At 31.4% G+C, this 22,064-nt stretch carries 17 protein-coding genes and 1 pseudogene; 7 read left to right on the forward strand and 11 right to left on the reverse strand.

The features are described from left to right. Nucleotides 1-13: 13 nt before the first annotated feature. The 5 genes from ACFELY_RS01890 to ACFELY_RS01910 all read left to right on the forward strand — a co-directional run bounded on the left by ACFELY_RS01890 (nucleotide 14) and on the right by ACFELY_RS01910 (nucleotide 3,058). Entirely contained in the window at nucleotides 14-799 is a 786-nt protein-coding gene (locus ACFELY_RS01890) for a DUF2608 domain-containing protein (RefSeq protein WP_375333480.1), read from the forward strand. Next, nucleotides 796-1,557, forward strand: coding sequence for a 3'(2'),5'-bisphosphate nucleotidase CysQ (locus tag ACFELY_RS01895; RefSeq protein WP_375330249.1), 762 nt, complete (start codon nucleotides 796-798; stop codon nucleotides 1,555-1,557). Before ACFELY_RS01890 ends, ACFELY_RS01895 begins: the two co-directional genes overlap by 4 nt. A gap of 80 nt (nucleotides 1,558-1,637) precedes the next feature. Then, nucleotides 1,638-1,877, forward strand: coding sequence for a hypothetical protein (locus ACFELY_RS01900; protein ID WP_341759745.1), 240 nt, complete (start codon nucleotides 1,638-1,640; stop codon nucleotides 1,875-1,877). 23 nt (nucleotides 1,878-1,900) lie between these two features. Then, the gene (locus ACFELY_RS01905) at nucleotides 1,901-2,311 is read left to right on the forward strand and encodes a type II toxin-antitoxin system VapC family toxin (RefSeq protein WP_375333481.1); all 411 of its coding nucleotides are present in this window, start codon (nucleotides 1,901-1,903) and stop codon (nucleotides 2,309-2,311) included. A 147-nt stretch (nucleotides 2,312-2,458) separates the two neighbouring features. Then, complete coding sequence (locus tag ACFELY_RS01910) at nucleotides 2,459-3,058, forward strand: hypothetical protein (protein ID WP_375333482.1); 600 nt, start codon at nucleotides 2,459-2,461, stop codon at nucleotides 3,056-3,058. A gap of 159 nt (nucleotides 3,059-3,217) precedes the next feature. On the opposite strand, the gene ACFELY_RS01920 is transcribed toward ACFELY_RS01910, so the two are convergent. Next, entirely contained in the window at nucleotides 3,218-3,469 is a 252-nt protein-coding gene (locus ACFELY_RS01920) for a hypothetical protein (RefSeq protein ID WP_341759743.1), read from the reverse strand. A gap of 380 nt (nucleotides 3,470-3,849) precedes the next feature. Between ACFELY_RS01920 and ACFELY_RS01925 the strand changes: the two genes are divergently transcribed. Together ACFELY_RS01925 and ACFELY_RS01930 are read left to right on the forward strand one after the other, a co-directional pair. Further along, on the forward strand, nucleotides 3,850-4,512 hold the full coding sequence (locus ACFELY_RS01925) for a helix-turn-helix domain-containing protein (protein ID WP_375333483.1): 663 nt from the start codon (nucleotides 3,850-3,852) through the stop codon (nucleotides 4,510-4,512). Nucleotides 4,513-4,540: 28 nt separating this feature from the next. Then, entirely contained in the window at nucleotides 4,541-6,280 is a 1,740-nt protein-coding gene (locus ACFELY_RS01930; RefSeq protein ID WP_375333484.1) for a M24 family metallopeptidase, read from the forward strand. 88 nt (nucleotides 6,281-6,368) lie between these two features. Here the strand turns inward: ACFELY_RS01930 and ACFELY_RS01935 are convergent, their stop codons facing one another. The 10 genes and pseudogenes from ACFELY_RS01935 to ACFELY_RS01980 form a co-directional block, all read right to left on the reverse strand. Continuing rightward, on the reverse strand, nucleotides 6,369-7,130 hold the full coding sequence (locus tag ACFELY_RS01935; RefSeq protein ID WP_341759740.1) for an ABC transporter ATP-binding protein: 762 nt from the start codon (nucleotides 7,128-7,130) through the stop codon (nucleotides 6,369-6,371). 4 nt (nucleotides 7,131-7,134) lie between these two features. Then, the gene (locus tag ACFELY_RS01940; protein ID WP_094649179.1) at nucleotides 7,135-7,908 is read right to left on the reverse strand and encodes an MlaE family ABC transporter permease; all 774 of its coding nucleotides are present in this window, start codon (nucleotides 7,906-7,908) and stop codon (nucleotides 7,135-7,137) included. After that, entirely contained in the window at nucleotides 7,898-8,998 is a 1,101-nt protein-coding gene (locus ACFELY_RS01945; protein ID WP_094649178.1) for an alanine racemase, read from the reverse strand. The genes ACFELY_RS01940 and ACFELY_RS01945 overlap by 11 nt, the downstream gene beginning before the upstream one ends. Nucleotides 8,999-9,116: 118 nt before the next feature. Next, complete coding sequence (locus tag ACFELY_RS01950; RefSeq protein ID WP_375333485.1) at nucleotides 9,117-10,025, reverse strand: ribose-phosphate diphosphokinase; 909 nt, start codon at nucleotides 10,023-10,025, stop codon at nucleotides 9,117-9,119. A 273-nt stretch (nucleotides 10,026-10,298) separates the two neighbouring features. Next, a complete protein-coding gene (locus ACFELY_RS01955) occupies nucleotides 10,299-10,523 on the reverse strand; it encodes a hypothetical protein (protein WP_375330242.1) in 225 nt (74 codons plus the stop codon). Nucleotides 10,524-10,714: 191 nt separating this feature from the next. After that, nucleotides 10,715-11,404, reverse strand: coding sequence for a PD-(D/E)XK nuclease family protein (locus tag ACFELY_RS01960; protein ID WP_375334105.1), 690 nt, complete (start codon nucleotides 11,402-11,404; stop codon nucleotides 10,715-10,717). A 3-nt stretch (nucleotides 11,405-11,407) separates the two neighbouring features. Continuing rightward, nucleotides 11,408-13,897: pseudogene (locus ACFELY_RS01965) on the reverse strand (UvrD-helicase domain-containing protein); the annotation flags it as partial. A 52-nt stretch (nucleotides 13,898-13,949) separates the two neighbouring features. After that, nucleotides 13,950-16,349, reverse strand: coding sequence for a tetratricopeptide repeat protein (locus ACFELY_RS01970; RefSeq protein WP_375333486.1), 2,400 nt, complete (start codon nucleotides 16,347-16,349; stop codon nucleotides 13,950-13,952). Beyond that, nucleotides 16,331-18,595, reverse strand: a complete 2,265-nt coding sequence (locus tag ACFELY_RS01975) for a tetratricopeptide repeat protein (RefSeq protein ID WP_375333487.1) — start codon at nucleotides 18,593-18,595, stop codon at nucleotides 16,331-16,333. Before ACFELY_RS01975 ends, ACFELY_RS01970 begins: the two co-directional genes overlap by 19 nt. A 219-nt stretch (nucleotides 18,596-18,814) precedes the next feature. Continuing rightward, complete coding sequence (locus ACFELY_RS01980; RefSeq protein WP_375333488.1) at nucleotides 18,815-21,736, reverse strand: 2-oxoglutarate dehydrogenase E1 component; 2,922 nt, start codon at nucleotides 21,734-21,736, stop codon at nucleotides 18,815-18,817. Between the last annotated feature and the right edge of the window lie 328 nt (nucleotides 21,737-22,064).

The raw sequence follows: 22,064 nt of genomic DNA on the forward strand, positions 1-22,064 counted from the left end.
ATTAATTCTTGTTATGCTACCATATACGAGTTATGCAATAATCATTCCCACTTATTCCATAGATTCTGTTACAGTAAAAAATTTATTTGAAAAAATTGATGGATCTAGCTTAGTGCTAATCAATATTGATGATACAATAGTTACGCCTAAGTCTAATATGTTTCGTTATGCCAATCCTTATGGGGGGTTTACCCAGGAGCTTGCTGCTTTAAAAAAGTATCGCTCCAATATAGATGAAGTAATTGCTAAGTTGCTACTGCAAAGACAAGTTATGTTGGTAGAAGCTAATTGGTCGAAATTTATTGATAAGCTAAAGAGTTCTGGGGCTTTGGTTTTTGGCTTTACTAAAATTAACCCAGCATGTAGAAGGATTGAAAATTATGAGGAATGGCAGTATGAGCAACTAAGTAGACTTGGTATTAAATTTACTGATAAAGTTAATAATAAAGAAATATTAAAATTTGATGAGAATGATAAAAGGTCACCGATTTTTTATAAAGGCATAATATTTACTGATTTTTTAAATAAATCTCAGGCACTATATGAGTTCATGCGTATCACAAATATTTTACCTAATAACATTATAATTTTTGAGAATAAAAAAAGTGAATTAAATGATATAGATAATTTTCTAAAGACAGTTGATCTCAATTATTATGGTATAGAATATTTAGCTGCTACAGAATTAAAGGGTATTCCACAGGATAATATAGTGAAAGTTCAACAAGAAATATTATTAAAAACAGGAAAGTGGTTAGAAGATGATGAGGCTAAGCAATTTATAGAAAATAACAAATGATAGTTAATTTAATTAGATCGTTAAAAAGTTTAATTACCGATGCTGGAAGAATTGCTCTAATGACAAGAGATTTAGGGCTAATAGTTTGTTATAAAGATGATAATTCACCTGTAACAAATGCTGATAAAGAAATTAGTGATTTTATATATAATGGTTTAACAAAGTTAACACCAAATATTCCTGTAATTTGTGAAGAGAGAGAGCCAGTTGCTTTAAATAAAGAGCATTTTTGGTTGATTGATCCGATTGATGGGACAAAAAGTTATGTAAAAGGTGAGGATACATATACAGTAAATATTGCCTTGATAAAAAATGGTATGCCTGTTATTGGCTTTATCTATCAACCATCCATACAGAAATTACATTATACAGATGTTAATAATATTTTGCGAGTTGAACAAAATGATGTGGCAGTAAGTTTTGATGCCTTACCTAGAAATCATTATAGTGCTGTTGTTAGCTCACGCTGCTCCAATTCAAAGATTAAGAAATTTTTAGAAAAACATTTAATTACCGAAATAGTTAGCATACCAAGCTCAATTAAATTATGTCTAATAGCAGAAGGGAAAGCCGATATTTATCCCAAATTTGGGACAACTATGGAATGGGATATCGCAGCAGGTCATGCACTAATTAAAGCTAATGGTGGAAATGTTGTTGATCTAGATGGCAATGAATTAGTTTATCAAAAGAAGAATTTCCAGAACCCTCATTTCTATGCGTATAGTCGATATTTCCCTATTCTTACTTCATTGTAATAACAAAGAAAAATATTTATGTTTTTCTTAATGATATAACATGTTATATAGTAAATAACTAAATAAATAGGAGGTTTAATATGAATTTTAATATTTATATCAACGATCATTTATATAACGAGCTAGAGCAGCAAAGACAATTATCAGGCAAAAGTAGAAATAGCATAATAAATGAAGCATTAACTGACTGGATTAATAGTCATAAACAAACAAAATGGTCAGAAGGCATTTTTAGTTTTGATAAAGACACAAGAGATTTATACCCAGATACAAAGGAATTAAGGCAAAGTATGTTAGAACCAAAAGATCACAAGTTTTAATGAAATATAGGGCAACATAAATTATGAAATACCTTCTAGATACTTGCACAATATCCTTTTTTCTCAGAGGACAGGTTAATGTTATAGAACAAATGCAACAGGTTAGTCCTAGTGACTTAAGTATATCTGTTGTAACTTTATTGGAGATAGAATATGGTTTTAATATAAAACAAAGTCAGCAGATGAATAAGCTGTATAAGAAATGGCAAAGCCTAGTAAGTCTTATTAGTATCTTACCATTTAATGATGGTACTGCAATAATAGCAGCTGCAATTAGAGCATTGCTAAAGCAGCAAGGTAAGCCTATAGGAGCATATGATGTTTTAATAGCCGCCACCGCATTAGAGCATAAAATTATTTGTGTTACTAATAACTTATCAGAATTTCAACGTATTAAAGAATTAGAATTATTAGATTGGACTGTTGGCACTTAAAGAAATTAATATTAGACCAAAAAAATTATAGAAGAGCCTTTTCAAGGTATTAATGTTAATTCTTGTAATTCAAGAGAAGAGTTTTTATAGAAAAAAGTTAGATGAATTTATTAATTTAATGGAAGAAGGGCTTAATAAAGATAATTTATGAATAGATTAGCATTTACTAACATGATTAAAAGGGAAATACCACTATGGCTATTTGCTATGAGATATAATTACACATTGGTATCTTACAGTATAATACCAATCATATTAAGATTTAAATCTTTTGAATATATAAACCAAAAATTAACCAATAGCAGTTGGACGGAACAAGCACTATCTGATTATATCAAGACAGGAGATTTACAAGAACTCATTAATTTAAATTTTTTTATAGGTATAGTTTCTGCTATAACATTAATTATTAGTTGCTTTAGCTATAGTCATATTAATTTTCTAAAACATTATTCTACTAAGAATTTTGAGATTTCTAGAAGTGGTAAAATTACTGACGATATCTGGTTTATTATTATTTACATTAATGTTGGTGGTGTGTTTAATGCAATTATACAGTATTTTATAGCTAGTGATTGGCTCTATCGTTTCATATCACTATATTTAGTACAAACAACATTGCTATATTTTATGCTAAAAATGAATTGTTGTGGTTATAAGCTAATTCCACAATTAGCCCCGCAAGTAACCCCACCTTCTCAGCCCATGACAAAAAAAGGATTAAAGAGAAGAAAAAAGAGAAAATAGACTTCTTTCAAAACTCGCTTATGCACAAAGATTTGTAGGAGACACTTCACCTCGAACCGCAGCGTACTCAAATGTACATGAGGAGTATGGTACCGGTATCACGCACAAATTACCAGCAGAAGTAAAGTTTCAAAAGAAGTCTAATTGACTGTGTAGGTATTAACTAAAAGTTTTTTGCAGAAAAAGTATGACTAAAAACCATATAGTAATCAAACATATCCAAAGTCCACCTCTAATATCATATGTACGTCTGATTAGAGTTTTTAGAGCATCCTCAGTCTTTTTAGCTTCTTTTAGACAATCTGACCTCATAGCAATTATGTAACCTGATATAGTCATAATCTTGCTATATAGCTGTTTTATATCTTTATCATTTATATTGAATTTTTTATCCTCAAGATCATTTTGCACAAAACCCCCTGATTATGATAATAGGAAAAATATTCCTATTAATTGTTGAGTAAAATAATAATTTAGGTTGCATTTTTAATAAAAAAGTTGCTAAATAAGCAATAATATATTTGATTATCAGATAAATATTGTATATATTCATAAAGCATTTCCTTTTATGATTGGGTTTTTAGGGTTAATAACATTTTTCTTATATTCAACTTATACATATTGACAAGTGGTTGAATTTATATGTAAAATGGTTACGATTCCTAAAGTTTATCTTACTGAAAGAATTTGTTAAATTTATTTGGTAAGACAAACAACTTTACTATAAGGTTTTTTTTCTGTCAAGAAAAAAAACCGTTTTTCACGGATAAATTTATAAAAGATTATGTTTAATGGGTTGGTTTGAAAATATAAAGGATTTCCTTAATAAAAAGATGAAGGAGGAAGGGCTAAAGGTAGGTCAACTAGCTGAGGCTTCAGATGTTCCTGAAACTACTATGAGGAAGATGCTAGATAATCGGCGTCCTGAGATAAAAAACATACTCAAACTAGCTGATTATTTTAAATGCTCTGTCAATGAATTGTTGGGTAGAGAGGAATTTGACTCTGGAGAAAAACAACAATATGCTAAACTATCTCCTGAAGAATTAAGTGCTAATTTAAGGAGTTTTATCAATAAGGAGCTAGTCAAAAATGATTTAACTCAGTCTGAGTTAGGGAAAAAACTTGGTCTTAGTGAAGATGCATTACGTCCTTTTTTAAAAGAAGATGATACTCAAAAAATGCTATCTAGTGTTACATTGGTACTTCTTGCCGATTTTTTTAAAGTGTCTATTGATGGGATGATTGGTAGAACTCCAAATCTCGCAAGAGAACAGCAGATAGAAAAACCTTTAGATAACATAAAAAACCTAAGTCCTGAAGTTCTAAAAACCGCTCAACTTATCGGCAAATCTATCAAAAATGATATATCTAAGGTTCCGGCTGATGGAAAGGCTGTACCCCGCCATGTTAGCTCTGTAACTAAGAAACCGCATAGTGAAAGAAGCAGATAATTCTTTTGGGTAAATAGTAGGTTGTTTAATGCAAGAACGTATCCGTAATATTAGAGGGCTATTTGCTAAGTATAAAATAGATGGCTATATAGTACCATGTAACGATCAATATCTTAATGAGTATGTTCATCAAAGTGCTAAGCGACTGCAATATATAACTAACTTTAGCGGATCAAATGGTATTGCGGTGATCTGCAAAGGTAAGGCGGTATTTTTTACAGATGGTCGTTATCTAGAACAAAGTAAACATGAACTAGATCAAGAAACTTTTAAGATTTTTGATATTAAAGATTTAGCACATTTTCCTTGGGATGACTATTTAGGTAATGATGGTATATTGGGATATGATTCGAAACTCTTTACTAATGTTAAGTTACAAACATTTGCTAAAATAAGATCCCGTTTACAGAAGATATCTGATAATTTGATAGACCAAATTTGGTATGATAAACCTGATCAGCCATCATCAAAAATATATATTCATGATGATAAATTTTCTGGTCAATCATATAGTAATAAAATTGCCATATGCCGCAATCTACTAACTAAATATTCCGCCGATACGATGATTGTTACTTCAACAGATTCAATATGCTGGCTATTAAATCTCAGAGCAAGTGACACTCCATATTCACCATTGATGCTCGCTATAGTTCTAATCACTCAAGACCAACTATATTTATTTACTAACCCGAATAGAGCTAATCAAGAAATTATGATTGCTCGCCCTGACATAACTATTTTATCGGAAGAAAGATTTGCCGGTATATTGGGTCATGCTAATAAGGTTCTCGTTGATGAAAATTTTGCCTCAAGTTACATTATGGATTTGCTCAATAATAAACTAGTAGAAAAAATTAACGACCCTTGTCAACTATCGAAAGCAATTAAGAATGATATTGAGATTAAACACGCAGTTAATTTTCATATTAATGACGCGGTGGCACTATGTGAATTCTTGGCATATTTGTTTGAGCTACCAAATTTACAAGATCAAACTGAGTATGATTTAGGAGAAATATTAACCGAATTTAGATCTAAGCAAGATCAATATGTTACGAATAGTTTCCCAACTATATGTGGTTTTAAGGAAAATGGTGCGATAATTCATTACCGAGCAACAAGCCATCAAACAAAAAAAATCTTAGGTAAAGGTATATTATTAATTGATTCTGGTGGACAATATAAAGGCTGTACTACTGATGTAACCAGAACCTTTGCTATAGGTGACCCTACCGAGGAGCAAAAATTACGTTATACTCAAGTTCTTAAGGGACATATTGCTCTATCGATGATTAAGTTTCCGGTCAATATTACTACAGGAAGCCATTTAGATGTATTAGCTCGACAATTTTTGTGGAGGGATGGGCAAGATTATCCGCATGGTACAGGTCATGGGGTTGGTAGCTTTTTAAATGTCCATGAAGGACCACAAAATATTAATTTACGTAGTAACGTGATTTTACAACCAGGTATGATTGTGTCTAATGAGCCTGGTTACTATAAAATCAACGAATTTGGTATTAGAATAGAAAATTTGATGTATATCAGAAATAGCTTACAGGATGTAAATTATTTAGAGTTTGATACTCTTACCATGGTTCCTTATGCAAAGGAGTTAATAGATTATAAAATGCTAAATGAAGATGAAATAAGTTATATAAAACAATATTATCAAAAAATTAAACAACAAGTTTATCCCCTATTGTCAATTAGAGGACAGCAATGGTTAGGCAATCAATTATTCTTCCCATATAGTTCCAACTAACATTACATCAAATTCACAAACGTCATTGCAAGAAGGCGTAGCCGACGAAGCAATGACATTTTGTACTTTAACTTTTTTCCGTGAACGCTTACACCTCAATTGGTCCAGTAGTTAAACCATTAACAAATTGTTGCAAATAGGGATTATCACTATTTTTTATCTCATCTTTTGTTCCAAACCATAAAATCTTCCCTTGATAAATCATAGCAACCTCTTTAGCTATCATATAAGCACTATTCATATCATGGGTTATGGTAATGGTAGTAGCTTTTAGTTCTTCTTGAACTTTAATTATTAATTCATTAATAACATTAGCCATGATAGGATCAAGACCGGTAGTTGGTTCGTCAAGAAAAAGAATCAAAGGATTACCGCAAATAGCCCTAGCTAAAGATACTCTTTTCTGCATCCCCCCAGAAAGTTCAGATGGATAAAGATTGAGTATCTTACTAGATAAACCTACCGAATTAAGTTTAGATGCCGCTAACTCTTGTTTATTTTTGGGAGATAATTTATACAATTTTTCAGCAAAAAACGTAATATTATCTTGAACAGTTAGAGAATCAAATAAAGCTCCACCCTGGAATAGAAAGCCTATAGTTTCCATCATTTTAAATCTATCTTTATTTGAGATATTGACAGTCTCTACCCCATCAACAACTATACTACCTTTATCAGGCTGTATTAACCCAACTATCGTCTTAATTAGTACTGATTTACCACTTCCTGAACCGCCAAGGATTACTATCGAACTATCCTGCTTTATGTCCAAATCTATACCATCAAGTACCTTTCGGCTACCGAAAGATTTATATAATGAACGTATTTTTATTTTTGATTGGTTATTCATAACTTTAAAAAAAACATGCTGTTATTAAGTAATTACTGATTAAAATCAGCACCGAGGAACTTACTACCGCCGAAGTTGTAGCAGTTCCGACTCCTTTTGCTCCTGTTCCAGAGCAATATCCACTATAGCAACTTATTATTGAAATAATAAAACCAAAAGCCGCTGCTTTTACCAAACCAGAAATAACATCTATTGATTGTAAAAACTTAAAGCTATTTACCATATAACTAGAGCTATTAAAATTAAGCTTATAAACACTTACCAAATAGCCACCCATTACTCCTAATACATCACCGATTAATACTAAACATGGTAAGGTAATAACGGCAGCTAGCACCCTTGGCAAAACTAAATATTTTATTGGATCAGTTGACAAAGTATAAAGAGCATCTATTTGTTCCGTCACTCTCATTGTAGCTATTTCAGCGGCAATTGATGCACCAACCCTACCAGCCACCATGAGACCTGCAAGAACTGGTCCAAGTTCTCTAGTTATTGACAGAATTACCACCGTAGCTATTGAACTTTCAGCCGAGAAACGAGAGAAACCTGTATAACTTTGTAATGCCAGTACAGCCCCAGAAAAAAAGGTAGTCATCGCAACAACTGGTAGGGAATAAAAGCCTATAGATAACAACTGCTTGAATAGTAAGTTGCCATATAAGGGACGCCTAAAAATACTAGTAACTACCGCTATAGTAAATAGAGAAAAAGCTCCTATAGTTTTTGCGAAAGCAATAGTATGTTTGCCGAATAAATTAACTATCTTAATAATCATTTTTATATACTCTCTTATATCTGTCACCGAGCATGGTAAGAATTTCATAACCAATGGTGTTTATTACACTAGCTATTTTATCTGGGGTACAATAATCCCCTATAATCTCCACTTGTTGCCCTAAAAATATTTCATTTGGTGGTAGTTCAGTAACATCAATGGTAATTAAGTCCATCGATACTCTACCAACTACAGGAGCTAAGTAGGAACCAATACAAACTTCTCCACAATTGCTAAAAGCTCTAGAATAACCATCAGCATAACCAAGAGGCAAGGTAGCAATCAATCTATTACGCTTTGTTTTAAAAGTCATATTATAACCAATATAACTTTCTGGCGGTAATTCTTGTAATTGTATTATCGGAGCAGTCAGCCTAATTGGGTTATGCATCGGATTTTTCGAGGAAATTCCCAAAGGATTAAGCCCATATAATGCCGCACCAGGACGTATTAAGTCAAAATGATATTCTTGTCCTAGAAATATACTACTAGAATTAGCTAAGCTAGCTTTAGCTGTTGGTAAATAGTTTAGATAATATCTAAATTTTGTTAATTGTTGTAAATTATAAGGATTATCTGCTATTTCAGAGGCAGATAAATGACTTATAACATATTGTAATTCAAGACCAGATAATAGGCTAGGGTTATCTATGATACGTTGCATCTCTATGTCAGCCATTCCCAAACGATGCATACCAGTATCAACATGGATTGTACAACGTAATACTTGTTGTTTTTTAGCAGCAAACTTTTGCCATATGGCAATTTGTTGCAAACTATTAAGTACCGGAATTAAGTTACTATTACCAAATTCCTCAACATCATTGTAAAATACACCATGAAACACAAAAATATTAGGTTTCGCTCCTAACACTTTACGTAATTCTACCCCCTCATTAACTGAGTTTACAAAAAAATTCTGACAATTCTCCATCTGTAATGCTGGTGCGATAATATCGGCTCCAAGTCCATAGCTGTTAGCCTTTACCACAGCAGCAATTTTTGAATTTTTGCAAATTTCAGAAATAATACGATAATTAGTACGAATTTTTGCTAAATCTATTTCAAGAGTACAACGAGCATTGTGCATAATAAAATCCTAAATCCTCATAATCTTGTCATAATCTTGCATAGATTGTAATGCTGCTACTACGAATTTTTGCTAAATCTATTTCAAGAGTACAACGAGCATTGTGCATAATAAAATCCTAAATCCTCATAATCTTGTCATAATCTTGCATAGATTGTAATGCTGCTACAATAATTGGAGTAACGGATATTATATGAAATTTAGAAGGTAAATCAGTAGTTTCTATAGTATCGGTTATATAGATGTTCATTATATCAGAATTCTCAATATTTTTCTTAGACAACCCAGAAAGCACAGGATGAGTCACAAAAGCATCAACAGATAATGCTCCTACTGCCATTAATAGCTTAGCCCCCTTGCAAAGGGTTTCTCCACTATCAACAATATCATCAATTAATAAACAATGCTTGCCTGAAACGTTACCTATTATTTCTGACATTTGGCATTGATCCGTGCTATCCCTGCTTTTATTAATAACAGCCATGTTCATGTTAAAAAGCTTATTAACTGCACCTATACGTACAAAACCACCAATATCTGGAGACACAATAATAGCATTATTATAGTTCTTAATAATCGGAGCAAATAAACTGATTGGCTCAAGATTTTGTATAGCAATTTTAAAAAATCCCTCTAATTGCTGTGAATGCAAATCAACAGTTATTATGCGATCAACCCCAGCAATTTCCAACATATTTGCTACCAGACGAGCAGGGACTGGAGAAAAATTATCATATCTACGATCTTGGCGACTATAGCCCAAATAGGGTATAACCGCAGTCACTTTTGAGGCTCCTGCTCTTTTTACCGTATCCACTAATAATAAAAGCTCCATCAAGTGGTTATTAGTTGGTCTAGAAGTAGATTGCACTATAACAACATCACACCCTTGTACGTCCTCAAGGATTTGTACTTTTGTCTCACTATCGTCAAAAGTTGTAATGTAAGTTTCCACATATTGACAATTTAGCTCCTTAGCTAAATGTCTAGCTAATTTTTTGTGACTAAGACCTGCAAGAATTTTCATGCTAATTAATATAATTTATCAAGTTTCTGTAGTATATACTAATTATGAGGTACACTAAGCATTTTATAAAAAATATTTTTATTATTTTTATACTATACTCAAATGATTTGGAGAATTGGAACGTAAAACAAGGGGTGAGCGAGCGGAGCGTACATGAAGTACGTGAACACGCGAATACCCCGAAGTTTTACGGAGCCAATTCTTCAAATCATTTGAGTATACCTAAATAGCATTACTTTATATGTCATTACGAGCTTATATATCCCGACGAAATTAAGCACGACAAAGCTCAGTCTTTATAATAGATGCTAGGGGTTCTACCAATGGTTTTATGGCATGCAAATAATTAAATTCAATAATAAATTTCCCAAGGGTAAAATACGAATAAATCTTTTTATCTTTTACTGTGTTAGGTTGGAAAATTCTTTGCATACCTTGGCTATATCCTAACACACCTATAACCCAATATGTTATAATAACAATGGCAGATAGTAACATTAAAACTCCCCATCTATTATTACTTCATTTAATACTGTTTTTACATCCATAACCTACTATCTCCATCATCATTAAATAATGAAGATATTCTATCAATTCTTGCTATTTTGCAACAATTTCGTGGGGATACATCAGCTCGCAATGAAGTTTTGTACTTTCACTTTCTTTCCGTGAACACTCATCCGTTACGGTTAACTAATAGTCATGAAGCTAGCATCTTCTAGCCATAAAATTTTGCAAATAATTTCATTGTCAGGATACAGCTTCGCTACTGTATGTCGGTAAAAATTCAACTGATCAATATAAGATTCCTTAACTAATTGACAGCTTTTAGGTGGCTTGGCATCGGATTTATAATCAATAATGGTTATTTTCTTCGTATCAATGGCAAGTAGATCAATCCTTCCTATCTTAACATCATCATTTAGATTTATTCCTATAGTTACCTCAGTTTTTAGTTCTTGAGAAGTAAGTATCATAAATTCTACATTATTCAGTAACTTATCAATATTTTTGTGAATTTTCTCTTGTAAAATTGCTGGTAACTTATCAATAAATGGGTGTTTATTGATGCTAGAGAAGTCATTAATCTTTATGGCATCTTCTAGAATTTTATGAAATATCCTACCATATTCCAAATGATCATTAACTATAAGAGGTGAATTAACTGAATAATTTTGCTTGGTACCTTTGGTGATTTTATTAATAACAGAAAAATTTGGTAGCCATTCTATCAACTTCTTATTAGCTATTGGGTCATTGTCAATTTCTGCAAGAGGTCTAATATCCTCCTTATTTTCACAAGGAAAATAATCTTCGTACTCTTTAGTTGTTTCATAAACTATAATCCCATTCTCATGTAGCTTACCATGCATATTCATTGCTCTAGAAACTAACTCATACCAACAATTTTGTGGCAGCTTATTACCACTTGACTGATAACCACATATCACTAAATGATCTTCTGCCCTGGTCATTGCCACATAAAGTAGTCTGATATATTCTTGTAAGTCTTTTTGTTGTTCCTGTTCCTTGAGAGCTTTAAAAAATTCTGGGCTATTAGATGATTGAGGGACAGAGAACACCTTACCATCTTGATCCCAAATAAATTTATTGCTGTTAGTTGGCACTGAGCTAGTATCACACAGGATAACAATCGGTGCTTGTAGCCCTTTAGAAGCATGAACAGTCATGACTTTTATCTTACTTGACGATTCTAAGTTTCTTTTAACATCAATTTTGTTATTTTCAAACCAATAAACAAAGCTTTGCAGCGAGCTATCTATATTATTAGCATAATTTATACTTAAATATATCAATTCATTTATTACATCATTACTATCAAATCCATTAGATTCAACTAGAATTTTTCTAATATCCCAACAATCGACAATCAATGAGAAAAAATTCCGACAATTGGCAACTTTGTATATTTGTAAAAAATAACATAACTTATTATATATATTTGTATATTCTGGTATATTTTGCAGATATTCCCATATAGAATTTTTGCCACGAGAAACTGCAAGCAACTGTAGTTCTTGTTCACTCATGCCGATTATTGGGGATTTTAATAGACCAATCAAATTCAAATCGTCTTGAGGTAGTAGCACAAATTTTGCTATGGCTATTAAGTCTAATACTGATAAACTTTTATCTAAAGTGATTCGATCAACATCTTCTACTTGTAGACCATGTTGCTTAAGACAATTAATAACTTCAAAAACCAACTCATCTCTCTTACGTACCAAAATCATAAAATCTGATTCTTTAACTTCGGAATTAGTGGCATGTAAGATTCTTTGGCTTGCTATCTGGCTTTTTATAAAATTAGCGATTTGTTCCGCAAGTACTTGCTGAGCAGATTTGGATTTATTATGCTCTTCTGGTAAGGGCCAAAATAATTTACTCTCTTTCTCTCCTCTAACTAGTGGCCAGAGTTCTACTATACCTTTATCATTTTGACGAAATGGCAAAATTTTAGGATTCTCAGAAGTAAATAATTGAGGGGTAGTGTTTTTAATTTGTTGTAAAATTAGATAGACAATATCGATAATTTTTTCAGTAGACCTATATGACCATTCAAGAGTAATATTTTTGAAATTTTTATTTGCCTCAGAGAATTTTTTGCATAAATTTGCATTAACAGAATTAAAAGAGCTAAGATTTGCTCCTTGGAAGCTAAAAATTGACTGTTTTTCATCACCCACAACAAAAATAGTACTATTTTTATGCTTAGTGGTAGAATAAAATTCTGCTATAATTGCAGTGATAATGCTCCATTGTTCAGGGCTAGTATCTTGTGCTTCATCAACAAGCAAATGCTCAATTCCACCATCAAGTTTATATGACACCCAATTTTTGGTAGTATCATCTGTTAATAATAATTGTGTCAAATAAATTAAATCATCATAATCCAGTAAGCTGTTCTCAGTTTTATAGGACTCATATTTATCAAGAAAAATTTTTGCCAAATTACACAACAAATTTGAATAATTTTCCATATCTTGCATTTTAGTTTGCTGCCCTAACTGAAAAACTTTTTCTTGAATATATTCAAGTTCATTCAATAATTTTGGATAGTTTGTTGCTATAGATTTAGACAGCATATTCTTACGCTTAGTACATTCTTTAGTAAGAAAAAATAGTTGAATTTCTTGATCTAGGTTAATAGCTATTGAGTATTTTGCCAGTAATTGCCGAGCATGGCTGTAAAGTTCTGATAATTGCTCAGGAACATAAGAATTAATAGTTTGATGTTCTTTGTAATCCACCTGCTTAGCAAATAGTTTCTTAAACTTAATCTTTTGCTGGATTATTTCAGAAAAAATATCATTGATGGTTACTTCATGGAAGTTTGTCAAAAAGAAACTAATCAGCTCGTTATAAGTTGGATCTAAATAAATTTGGTTTCTTATTTTGTTAATAACCCCTTGTGCTGTAATATCATCAAGAATCTGAAATTCTGGATTGATACTCGATTCCAAAGGAAATAATTTAAGCATCTTTTTACAAAAAGCATGAATAGTATAAATGTTAATTCCATCTTCAGAGTTTAGTAGTCTGTAATATAAAGTCTTGGTATATTGCACCTCACTTTCTAAAGGCTCCCTAGTAAGTAATAAACTTAACCCTTTCGTCAATTTAGCAGTTCCATCTACAGCAAATTTAGCAAGCTTATTTCTAATTCTACTCTGCATTTCAAGGGCAGCTGCATTAGTGAAAGTTAGGCATAAAATTTTGTTAAATGCCACCCCTTCAATCAGCAATCTGAGTACTCTATCTGTTAAAATTTTGGTTTTGCCTGTACCGGCTGAGGCAGAAACCCAAACAGAATATTGGGGATCTGATGCTTGTTGTTGTAATTCATTCATTTTATAAAAGGAACCCTATTATTTAAAGCATTTGAGTATACACGCCCTAAATCTATTTTTCTTTTGCCCATAAATCCATATCATATTGTTTACAATACTCAAACATAGATACAGTATTAGGATGATTTATGCCAAACTCCTTGACTTGCGGTTTACCAAAAAATTTATAACTAAATAAGTTTTTTGCTTTACATGCAGCTTTAGCTCCCTGACTATATAAATAACTAACATATGCCATATTTTTACGATTATCTCTATATAAGTAATAATATATAGTATAAGCTTTATTATAGGATTCTATTGCTGATTTTATATTATCTTGGGTAAATAGAATATCACCTTGCACTACATACATAGCAGCTAAATCTGGATCTTCCAAATAATCTGCATTTTTGGGGTTTCTACGCTCATCGACTAAAAATATGGAGATAGCCTTGTTAACATGTTCTGAGGCTTGATTTAGCATGCCTAATCCTAATTCACTTCTTGCCATTACACTATAAATACAACCAAGTGCTTCAGGATCTTTGCAATGTTTACATAAATTATACAATTTCTTAGCTTGCTCATATGCCTCTTGGTATTTTCCAAGATAATTTAATATTTCTATTTTAAGTGTATAAAGAGGTATAAAAAATAGATCATCAGGACTTAGACCATTTTTAATGAAATTTTCTATAGTTTTACTATTTTGTTCTAATGACTCAGTATACTTTCCTTGTATAAATAATAACTGTGCTTTAAGTATATGTATATAGCTTAGTTCACTTTGATCCATTAAACCTTCATTAGACATTTTTTCCATAATTTGAATGTTTTTTTCGGCTTCTTGAACCTGCCCTAAAATAATATTACATATTGCTAAACTATAGAATAAAGTCCATTTGTAAGATTCATAACCTGCAACATTCTCAAATATTTCTTGTCCTCTTATAAAACATTCTCTTGCCGCCCTATAATTAGAATAACTTATATGATAAAGACCTATTGTCTGCATATACCTTATATATGCATATTTTTCATCATTATTCATTAACCATAATTTAAATTTTCCTTCCTGATCGGCTTTATTAAACCAAATAGCCTTCTTTGCTACAATAGAATAATTAAGAGAATTATGATGTTGAACCATTATTTGTAAATTAAGAGCCATAATTTTATATATATTTATATTATACTTTTCTGAATTTCTTAAAATTATTTCAAAATTTTCTTGTATAGTTTTAGCATTTCTAAAAATACGAGCTTTTACTGCATTCTTTGGTATATAATTCATTAATTTGGTAATAATATCCTCTAAATAAGATTTATTATTCCTGCTACCATTAATCTCTGCTATTTTTTGGACTATAATATCATGCGTTTCAAAGATCGGATTAGCTTCCTGTGGGTCAATATTAGATATTAAGGCAAATTTAGACAATTCATAAATATCATTATTCAATGTACGTTGATCATCAGTAATAAAACTTAGTAAGTCTTTTGAAAAACCTTGATTATTCATTAAGGCGATTTTATTTAGTAAATTTCTAGCACTTGGTTTTAATTGATTGATAGTTAATATAATGTTCGATTTAATTCTATCTGTTGATTGTTGAATTTTTTTCTTATATTCGGCTTTATCTAAACCTTTTACATTATTTAATAATTGTATCCCTTGTACTGTCATGATAGGATAACCAGCAAATTCTTCGCTCAAGAATTCTACTACCTTTGGATCATTATTTTCTAAAATATTGTTAGCAAGAATACTGACGTCGTTTTTTGCAAGGGCAGTCATTTTGACTATATTCGGTAATATTTCACTATCTTGGGAACAAAATATAACATGCCCATTATTTTCCCAATCAACAAATTCCTGAACTTTCTTATTTTCACTTACCTTCAGATTATCAAATATTATTAACCATTTATCTTGACTCGATAAATAGTTCATTATTTCTTTTCGTACTAATACAATATCTTCTGGTATTAGAGTAGATTTAGTAGAGTTATTAATCATACTATTAATAGCTTTGGCTAGCTTTAGTAGTTCTTGATTAATATCTAAATTACAATCAATAAACCAAATAAGTTTATAGTTATTTTGATTTTCATAACAATACATTCTAGCAAGTTGGGTTTTTCCCATGCCGCTGGTGCCTATAATACTTGCTTGTCGATATTTAGTTAAGTTGTTTGTAAGCAAAGCTAGTTGTTTGACATGATCGACAAAATAAGTAACTGGTGCAACAAAATTAGATAGCTGGTTAGCTATTTGATTCTGGGCAAATGAATTAAGAGGCATTATTAATAATATTAATATTATTAAATATCTATAGTCAATTGATGAGAAATTGGGGACGTTGTCGATCAATGCTCGCCTATTAATTATAGGCGTCGCTCCATCTCTCCTAGCCCCAAATTCTCCTGAATTGACTATATATATAAAATCTAGTTTCCTTTTGCCCATAAATCCATATCATATTGTTTACAATACTCAAACATAGATACAGTATTAGGATGATTTATGCCAAACTCCTTGACTTGCGGTTTACCAAAAAATTTATAACTAAATAAATTTTTTGCTTTACATGCAGCTTTTGCTCCTTGGCTATATAAATAACTAACCTGAGCTACATTTTTACGATTATCCCTATATAAGTAATAATATATGGTATAAGCTTTATTATAGGACTCTATTGCTTCTTTTATTTTATCTTGAGCAAATAAAATATCACCTTGTATTACATAACTAGCAGCTAAATTTGGATCTTCTGAATAATCTGCATCTTTGGGATTCCTACGTTCATCAGCTAAAAATATGGGGATAGATTGGTTAACATGCTCTAAGGCTTGGTCTAGTTTACTCAGCCCTAATTCACTTTTTGCCATTTGACTATAAATACGACCTAATATTTCATGAACATCTTTCTCGGTGGATTGACACAAATCATATAGTTGTTTAACTTGAGTATATGCTTCTTGGTATTCTTTAAGATGATTTAATATCTCTACTTTTCGTACATAAAGCTCTATAAGAAATAGGTCTTCAAGACTTAATCCACTTTTAGTGTCTAGTTCTATAGTTTTATTATTTTGCTCTAATGCTTCATTATACTTCCCTTGTAGCAATAATAACTCTGTTTTAACGCTATGTATATAAGATATATCATATTTATCCATTAAACCTTGATTAAGCATTTGTTCTATAATTTGAATGTTTTTTTCTGCTTCTTCAACCTGTCCTAATGGGATATTATACATTGCTAAAGAATAATATAAACTCCATAAAGATTCATAACCTTTTATAGTGTCTAATATTTCTTTTGCTCTTGTACAATAATTTATTGCTACCCTATAATTAGACCAATTAACAGCATATTGCCATGCTATTACTTGTAAACACAATGCATATGCATATTTTTCATCATCATTCATCGACCATAAATTAAATTTACCAGCCCCATTTTGATCATTCTCATTGAACCAATTCATTACTTTTTCTACATTAAGGTAATCGACAGAATTCACATATTGCATCATTAGCTGTGCATTCAATTGCAGAAGTTTATATATACTTGAATTATATTTTACCGCATTCCTAGTAAGAATTTCAAAATTTTCAAGTATAGTTCTCGCTTTTCTAAAAAACTGAGCTTTTACCGAGTTCCTTTTTGGCACAGATCCGACTAATTTAGTAACGATATCCTCTAAATAAATTTTATTATTCTGATTACCATTAATTTCAGTTATTTTTTGAGCAACAACATCGTGCATTTCAAAGATCGGGTTAGTTTCCTGTGGATCAATATTAGATATTAAGGCAAATTTAGACAATTGATAAATATCATCATTTATGGTACTCTTATCATCCGTAATAAAACTTAATAAGTCTTTTGAAAAACTTTGATTATTTATTAAAGCTATTTTATTTAATAATTTTCTAGCATTTGGTTTTAATTCATTGATAGTTAATAGAATGTTCAATTTAATTCTATCTGTTGATTTTTGAATTTTTTCCTTATACCCGGCTTTATCTAAACCTTTTACATTATTTAATAATTGTATCCCTTGTACTGTCATGATAGGATAACCAGCAAATTCTTCGCTCAAGAATTCTACTACCTTTGGATCATTATTTTCTAAAATATTGTTAGCAAGAATACTGACGTCGTTTTTTGCAAGGGCAGTCATTTTGACTATATTCGGTAATATTTCACTATCTTGGGAACAAAATATAACATGTCCATTATTTTCCCACTCAACAAACTCTTGAACTTTCTTATTTTGACCTACCTTTAGATTATCAAATATTAGTAACCATTTATCTTGATTTGATAAATAATTCATTAGTTCTTTTTGGACTAATCTTATATCTTCTGATATTAGATTAGATTTAGTAGAGTTATTAGCCGTACTATTAATAGCTTTTGCTAGCTTTAGTAGTTCTTGATTAATATCTAAATTACAGTCAATAAACCAAATAAGTTTATAGTTATTTTGATTTTCATAACAATACATTCTAGCAAGTTGGGTTTTCCCCATGCCGCTGGTGCCTATAATACTTGCTTGTCGATATTTAATTAAATTATTCTTAAGTAGATTTAATTGTTTAACATGATTGACAAAATAAGTAACTGGTGCAACAAAATTAGATATTTGTTGTTGAGCAAATGAATTATGCGGCAATATTAATAATATTAAATATTTATTCATTTTTTATTCCTAGTGAATGGTTTCAGGAAAATTACATTACTATTTGTTATCTTTGGTTTATTCATTCATATTTTTTCTCATCTCAATTTATTTAACTATATTCTTCAACTATTGTCAATTATTGATTTTATAGCAGTATATCCCAGAATAGTTTAGAAGTCGTAGGAAAAACAACCATCGTTATTGCAAGATCACGTAGTGGTCGTGGCAATCCCTTAACTATTTGCCCAAAGCTTCTTCAAGTAATTTTTCTTGCTGCTCATTATGTATGTTAAGTGTACCAACGGCAGGTGAAGCAGATTCATTTCTACCAACATATTTAAATTGATTATTAATTGACATATCTTTTAGGGTGTCATTTAAGTGGTCTTTAATAAAATTCCACGCTCCCATATTTTTAGATTCTTCTTGACACCAAATAAACTCCCTAGCCTTATTATATTTACCTAATATTTTAATGATAACATCTTTTTCAAACGGATATAATTGTTCAACTCTAATAATTACCATATCTGAAATAGTTTTTGCTTCTCTTTTTTCTAATAAATCATAGTATACCTTGCCACTACATAATATAACTCGTGTTACTTCCTTGGCATTTATCGTCTCATTAATTTCGTCTAGTACAGGTACAAAACTTGTATTCTCATCAATATGCGATAGAGGGGATACAGCCATTTTATGTCTTAATAAAGATTTTGGTGACATTACTATTAGTGGTTTACGAATATTACTGTATATTTGACGACGTAATAAATGAAAAAATGAGGCTGGGGTTGTAGGATAGGTAACTTGAATATTATCTTCAGCAGCAAGCTGTAAAAATCTCTCAAATCTTGCAGAACTATGCTCTGGACCTTGCCCTTCCAATCCGTGTGGTAGTAGCACTACTATACCACTCATTCTGAGCCATTTGTTTTCACTACTGGAAATGAATTGGTCAAAAATTATTTGAGCTCCATTAGCGAAATCGCCAAACTGAGCTTCCCAAATTACTAAATTTTTTGGATTAACTAATGAATAGCCATACTCAAAACCTAAAACCGCATATTCAGATAAATTACTGTTAGCAATTTCAAAGTTTGCTTGGCTTTGTGATAAATTATTTAATGGTGTATAGGTACTATTATCTACCTGACTATGCAATACTGCATGACGGTGAGAGAAAGTGCCACGCTCAGAATCCTGACCAGTAAAACGTATTCTGGTACCTGAATTTAATAGACTGGCAAATGCTAATTGCTCTGCAGTTGCCCAATCGATGGGTTTATCTTTCTTTAAAATATTTGCTCTTAATTCAAATAATTTTACAAGTTTAGGATTTAAAGGGAAATCTTTTGGTATTTGACAAAGCCTTATACCAAGCTCTTTTAAAGTATTTTTACTAACACCAGTAGAGAGTATTTTAGCATTTGACCTAGTGTAACCAGACCATAACCCCTCTAAGTACTGAGCTTGTGTTTGATAATTTTTAGCATATTCATATTCTTGATCTAATTTTAGTTTAAATTGTTCTTTTAACGTAGGAAAATGATTTTGGTCAATTATTCCTTCTGCCATCAGTTCATTGGCAAAAACTGTTGCTGGGGATTGTTTATTTTTTATTACATTATACATAGCACCTTGAGTATACATAGGCTCATCACCTTCATTATGACCGTATTTACGATAGCATACGATCTCAATGACTATATCTCTAGCAAATTTATGTCGGTAATTCACTGCCATATTAGTAGCTTTGAGTACAGCTTGAATATTATCACCATTTACATGTAAAATTGGACTATTAATTATTTTAGCAAATTCAGTAGAATATCTACTTGGTCTGGTATCATAACTATTTGTTGTAAAGCCAAGCTGATTATTAATAACAAAGTGAATAGTTCCGCCAACATGATAAGCCTTTAAATTCGACATAAATAAACTTTCAGCTACTACACCTTGACCACAAAAAGCAGTATCACCATGCACTAAAATACCCATTACTTTTTGACGATTAACATCTTGAATGTTGTCTTGTTTTGCTCGTACTTTACCAGCTACCACTGAGTTTATCGCTTCTAAATGCGAAGGATTATCTGCCATAGAGAGGTGAACCTTAGATTGACCTCTTATTCGATCTGACGAATAGCCAATATGATATTTTACATCACTCGAAATACCTAAATCATTTGACAAGATACTGCCAGTCATAAATCCAGATAGAATAGCTTTATAAGGTTTAGTCATTACCTTAGTTAAGGTACTAAGTCTTCCTCGATGTGCCATACCTATTACGACATCTTCTACTCCATGAACAATAGACATATCTATAGCTTTATCTATAGCTACTACAGCTGCCTCTCCCCCCTCTACCGAGAAACGCTTTGCTCCAGGAAATTTTGTGTGTAGATATTGTTCAAATCCCTCAATTTCCACTAGATCTTGTAGTATATCCTTCTTATCTTGTTTTAGCAGAAAGTCTAATGTATTAAGAGCTTGGGCGTTACTTTCCATTTGTTCACAAAGCCAGGTTTTTTCATCTTCATTTGTCAGATGATCAAACTCTATAGCAATATCTTTAGCATAAGTTTGATCGAGCAAATTAACCAGTTCACTAACTGTGCATGATTTTATTCCAAAAAATTGATCATCAATTTCTATAATATTATTCAACTGATCTTTAGTAAAACCAAAATCTTCTATATTAAGCTTCAACTGACTTTTCGTTTTAAGAGTTTCAAGATTCAATGGATCTAGTTTTACTAAATAATGTCCATATTTGCGATAGCTGGCAATCAGCATTTTTACTCTAAGTTTGTTAGTAACAGTAGAAAAATCCGTATCAAGCCCCTCCCCTCTTTCACAAGGCGAAGTGATAATATGAGCAATGCTTTTTGTAACCTGATGGCTATTATAGTCAATTGATGAGAAGTTGGTGACGTCGTCACTCGTCGCTCGCCTATTATTTATAGGCGTCGCTCCATCGCTCCTAGCATCAACTTCTCCTGAATTGACTATATTATTTTCAATATTTTGGAAATAATTTTGCCAGCTTTTATCAACTGCTGTATGATCTGATAAATATAGTTGATATAATTCTTCTATAAAGATAGCATTGCTACCAAATAAAAAGCTGGTTTGTTTAAAGTTTTTGTCCATAACTTCTTATTCCTGATTAGGTTATGTTTATAAACATAGCAGATTTTTTTGCTCCACTAATAGCTGTGTTCATTTTTTTTTGCGGTATTGCTTATTTTTTTTCATTGACCATTATTGCTAATAAACGACTTATAGGCACATACGTCATTGCGAGCCACCGTAGGTGGCGTGGCAATCCATTTTTAATCATTTCTGGATTGCTTCGTCGACCTTACGGTCTCCTCGCAATGACGGTTTCTCAATTATTGTTTTCTTAAACTTATATCTGACGCTTATACGTCATTGCGAGCGAATGTACGTGAGCGTGGCAATCCACGAAGCTTGTTAT

Source organism: Candidatus Tisiphia endosymbiont of Xenochironomus xenolabis, assembly GCF_964264705.1.
In the GTDB taxonomy this organism is placed as follows: Bacteria; Pseudomonadota; Alphaproteobacteria; order Rickettsiales; family Rickettsiaceae; genus Tisiphia.

What these genes read in the sequence shown, in the direction of transcription:
- ACFELY_RS01950 (WP_375333485.1), bottom strand. Translation starts at nt 10,025, where the DNA reads ATGAAAATTCTTGCAGGTCTTAGTCACAAAAAATTAGCTAGACATTTA.
- ACFELY_RS01900 (WP_341759745.1), top strand. Translation starts at nt 1,638, where the DNA reads ATGAATTTTAATATTTATATCAACGATCATTTATATAACGAGCTAGAG.
- ACFELY_RS01975 (WP_375333487.1), bottom strand. Translation starts at nt 18,595, where the DNA reads ATGAATAAATATTTAATATTATTAATATTGCCGCATAATTCATTTGCT.
- ACFELY_RS01910 (WP_375333482.1), top strand. Translation starts at nt 2,459, where the DNA reads ATGAATAGATTAGCATTTACTAACATGATTAAAAGGGAAATACCACTA.
- ACFELY_RS01935 (WP_341759740.1), bottom strand. Translation starts at nt 7,130, where the DNA reads ATGAATAACCAATCAAAAATAAAAATACGTTCATTATATAAATCTTTC.
- ACFELY_RS01925 (WP_375333483.1), top strand. Translation starts at nt 3,850, where the DNA reads ATGGGTTGGTTTGAAAATATAAAGGATTTCCTTAATAAAAAGATGAAG.
- ACFELY_RS01945 (WP_094649178.1), bottom strand. Translation starts at nt 8,998, where the DNA reads ATGCACAATGCTCGTTGTACTCTTGAAATAGATTTAGCAAAAATTCGT.
- ACFELY_RS01895 (WP_375330249.1), top strand. Translation starts at nt 796, where the DNA reads ATGATAGTTAATTTAATTAGATCGTTAAAAAGTTTAATTACCGATGCT.
- ACFELY_RS01940 (WP_094649179.1), bottom strand. Translation starts at nt 7,908, where the DNA reads ATGATTATTAAGATAGTTAATTTATTCGGCAAACATACTATTGCTTTC.
- ACFELY_RS01980 (WP_375333488.1), bottom strand. Translation starts at nt 21,736, where the DNA reads ATGGACAAAAACTTTAAACAAACCAGCTTTTTATTTGGTAGCAATGCT.
- ACFELY_RS01960 (WP_375334105.1), bottom strand. Translation starts at nt 11,404, where the DNA reads ATGAATATGCATGGTAAGCTACATGAGAATGGGATTATAGTTTATGAA.
- ACFELY_RS01930 (WP_375333484.1), top strand. Translation starts at nt 4,541, where the DNA reads ATGCAAGAACGTATCCGTAATATTAGAGGGCTATTTGCTAAGTATAAA.
- ACFELY_RS01955 (WP_375330242.1), bottom strand. Translation starts at nt 10,523, where the DNA reads ATGTTACTATCTGCCATTGTTATTATAACATATTGGGTTATAGGTGTG.
- ACFELY_RS01970 (WP_375333486.1), bottom strand. Translation starts at nt 16,349, where the DNA reads ATGGGCAAAAGGAAACTAGATTTTATATATATAGTCAATTCAGGAGAA.
- ACFELY_RS01890 (WP_375333480.1), top strand. Translation starts at nt 14, where the DNA reads ATGCTACCATATACGAGTTATGCAATAATCATTCCCACTTATTCCATA.
- ACFELY_RS01905 (WP_375333481.1), top strand. Translation starts at nt 1,901, where the DNA reads ATGAAATACCTTCTAGATACTTGCACAATATCCTTTTTTCTCAGAGGA.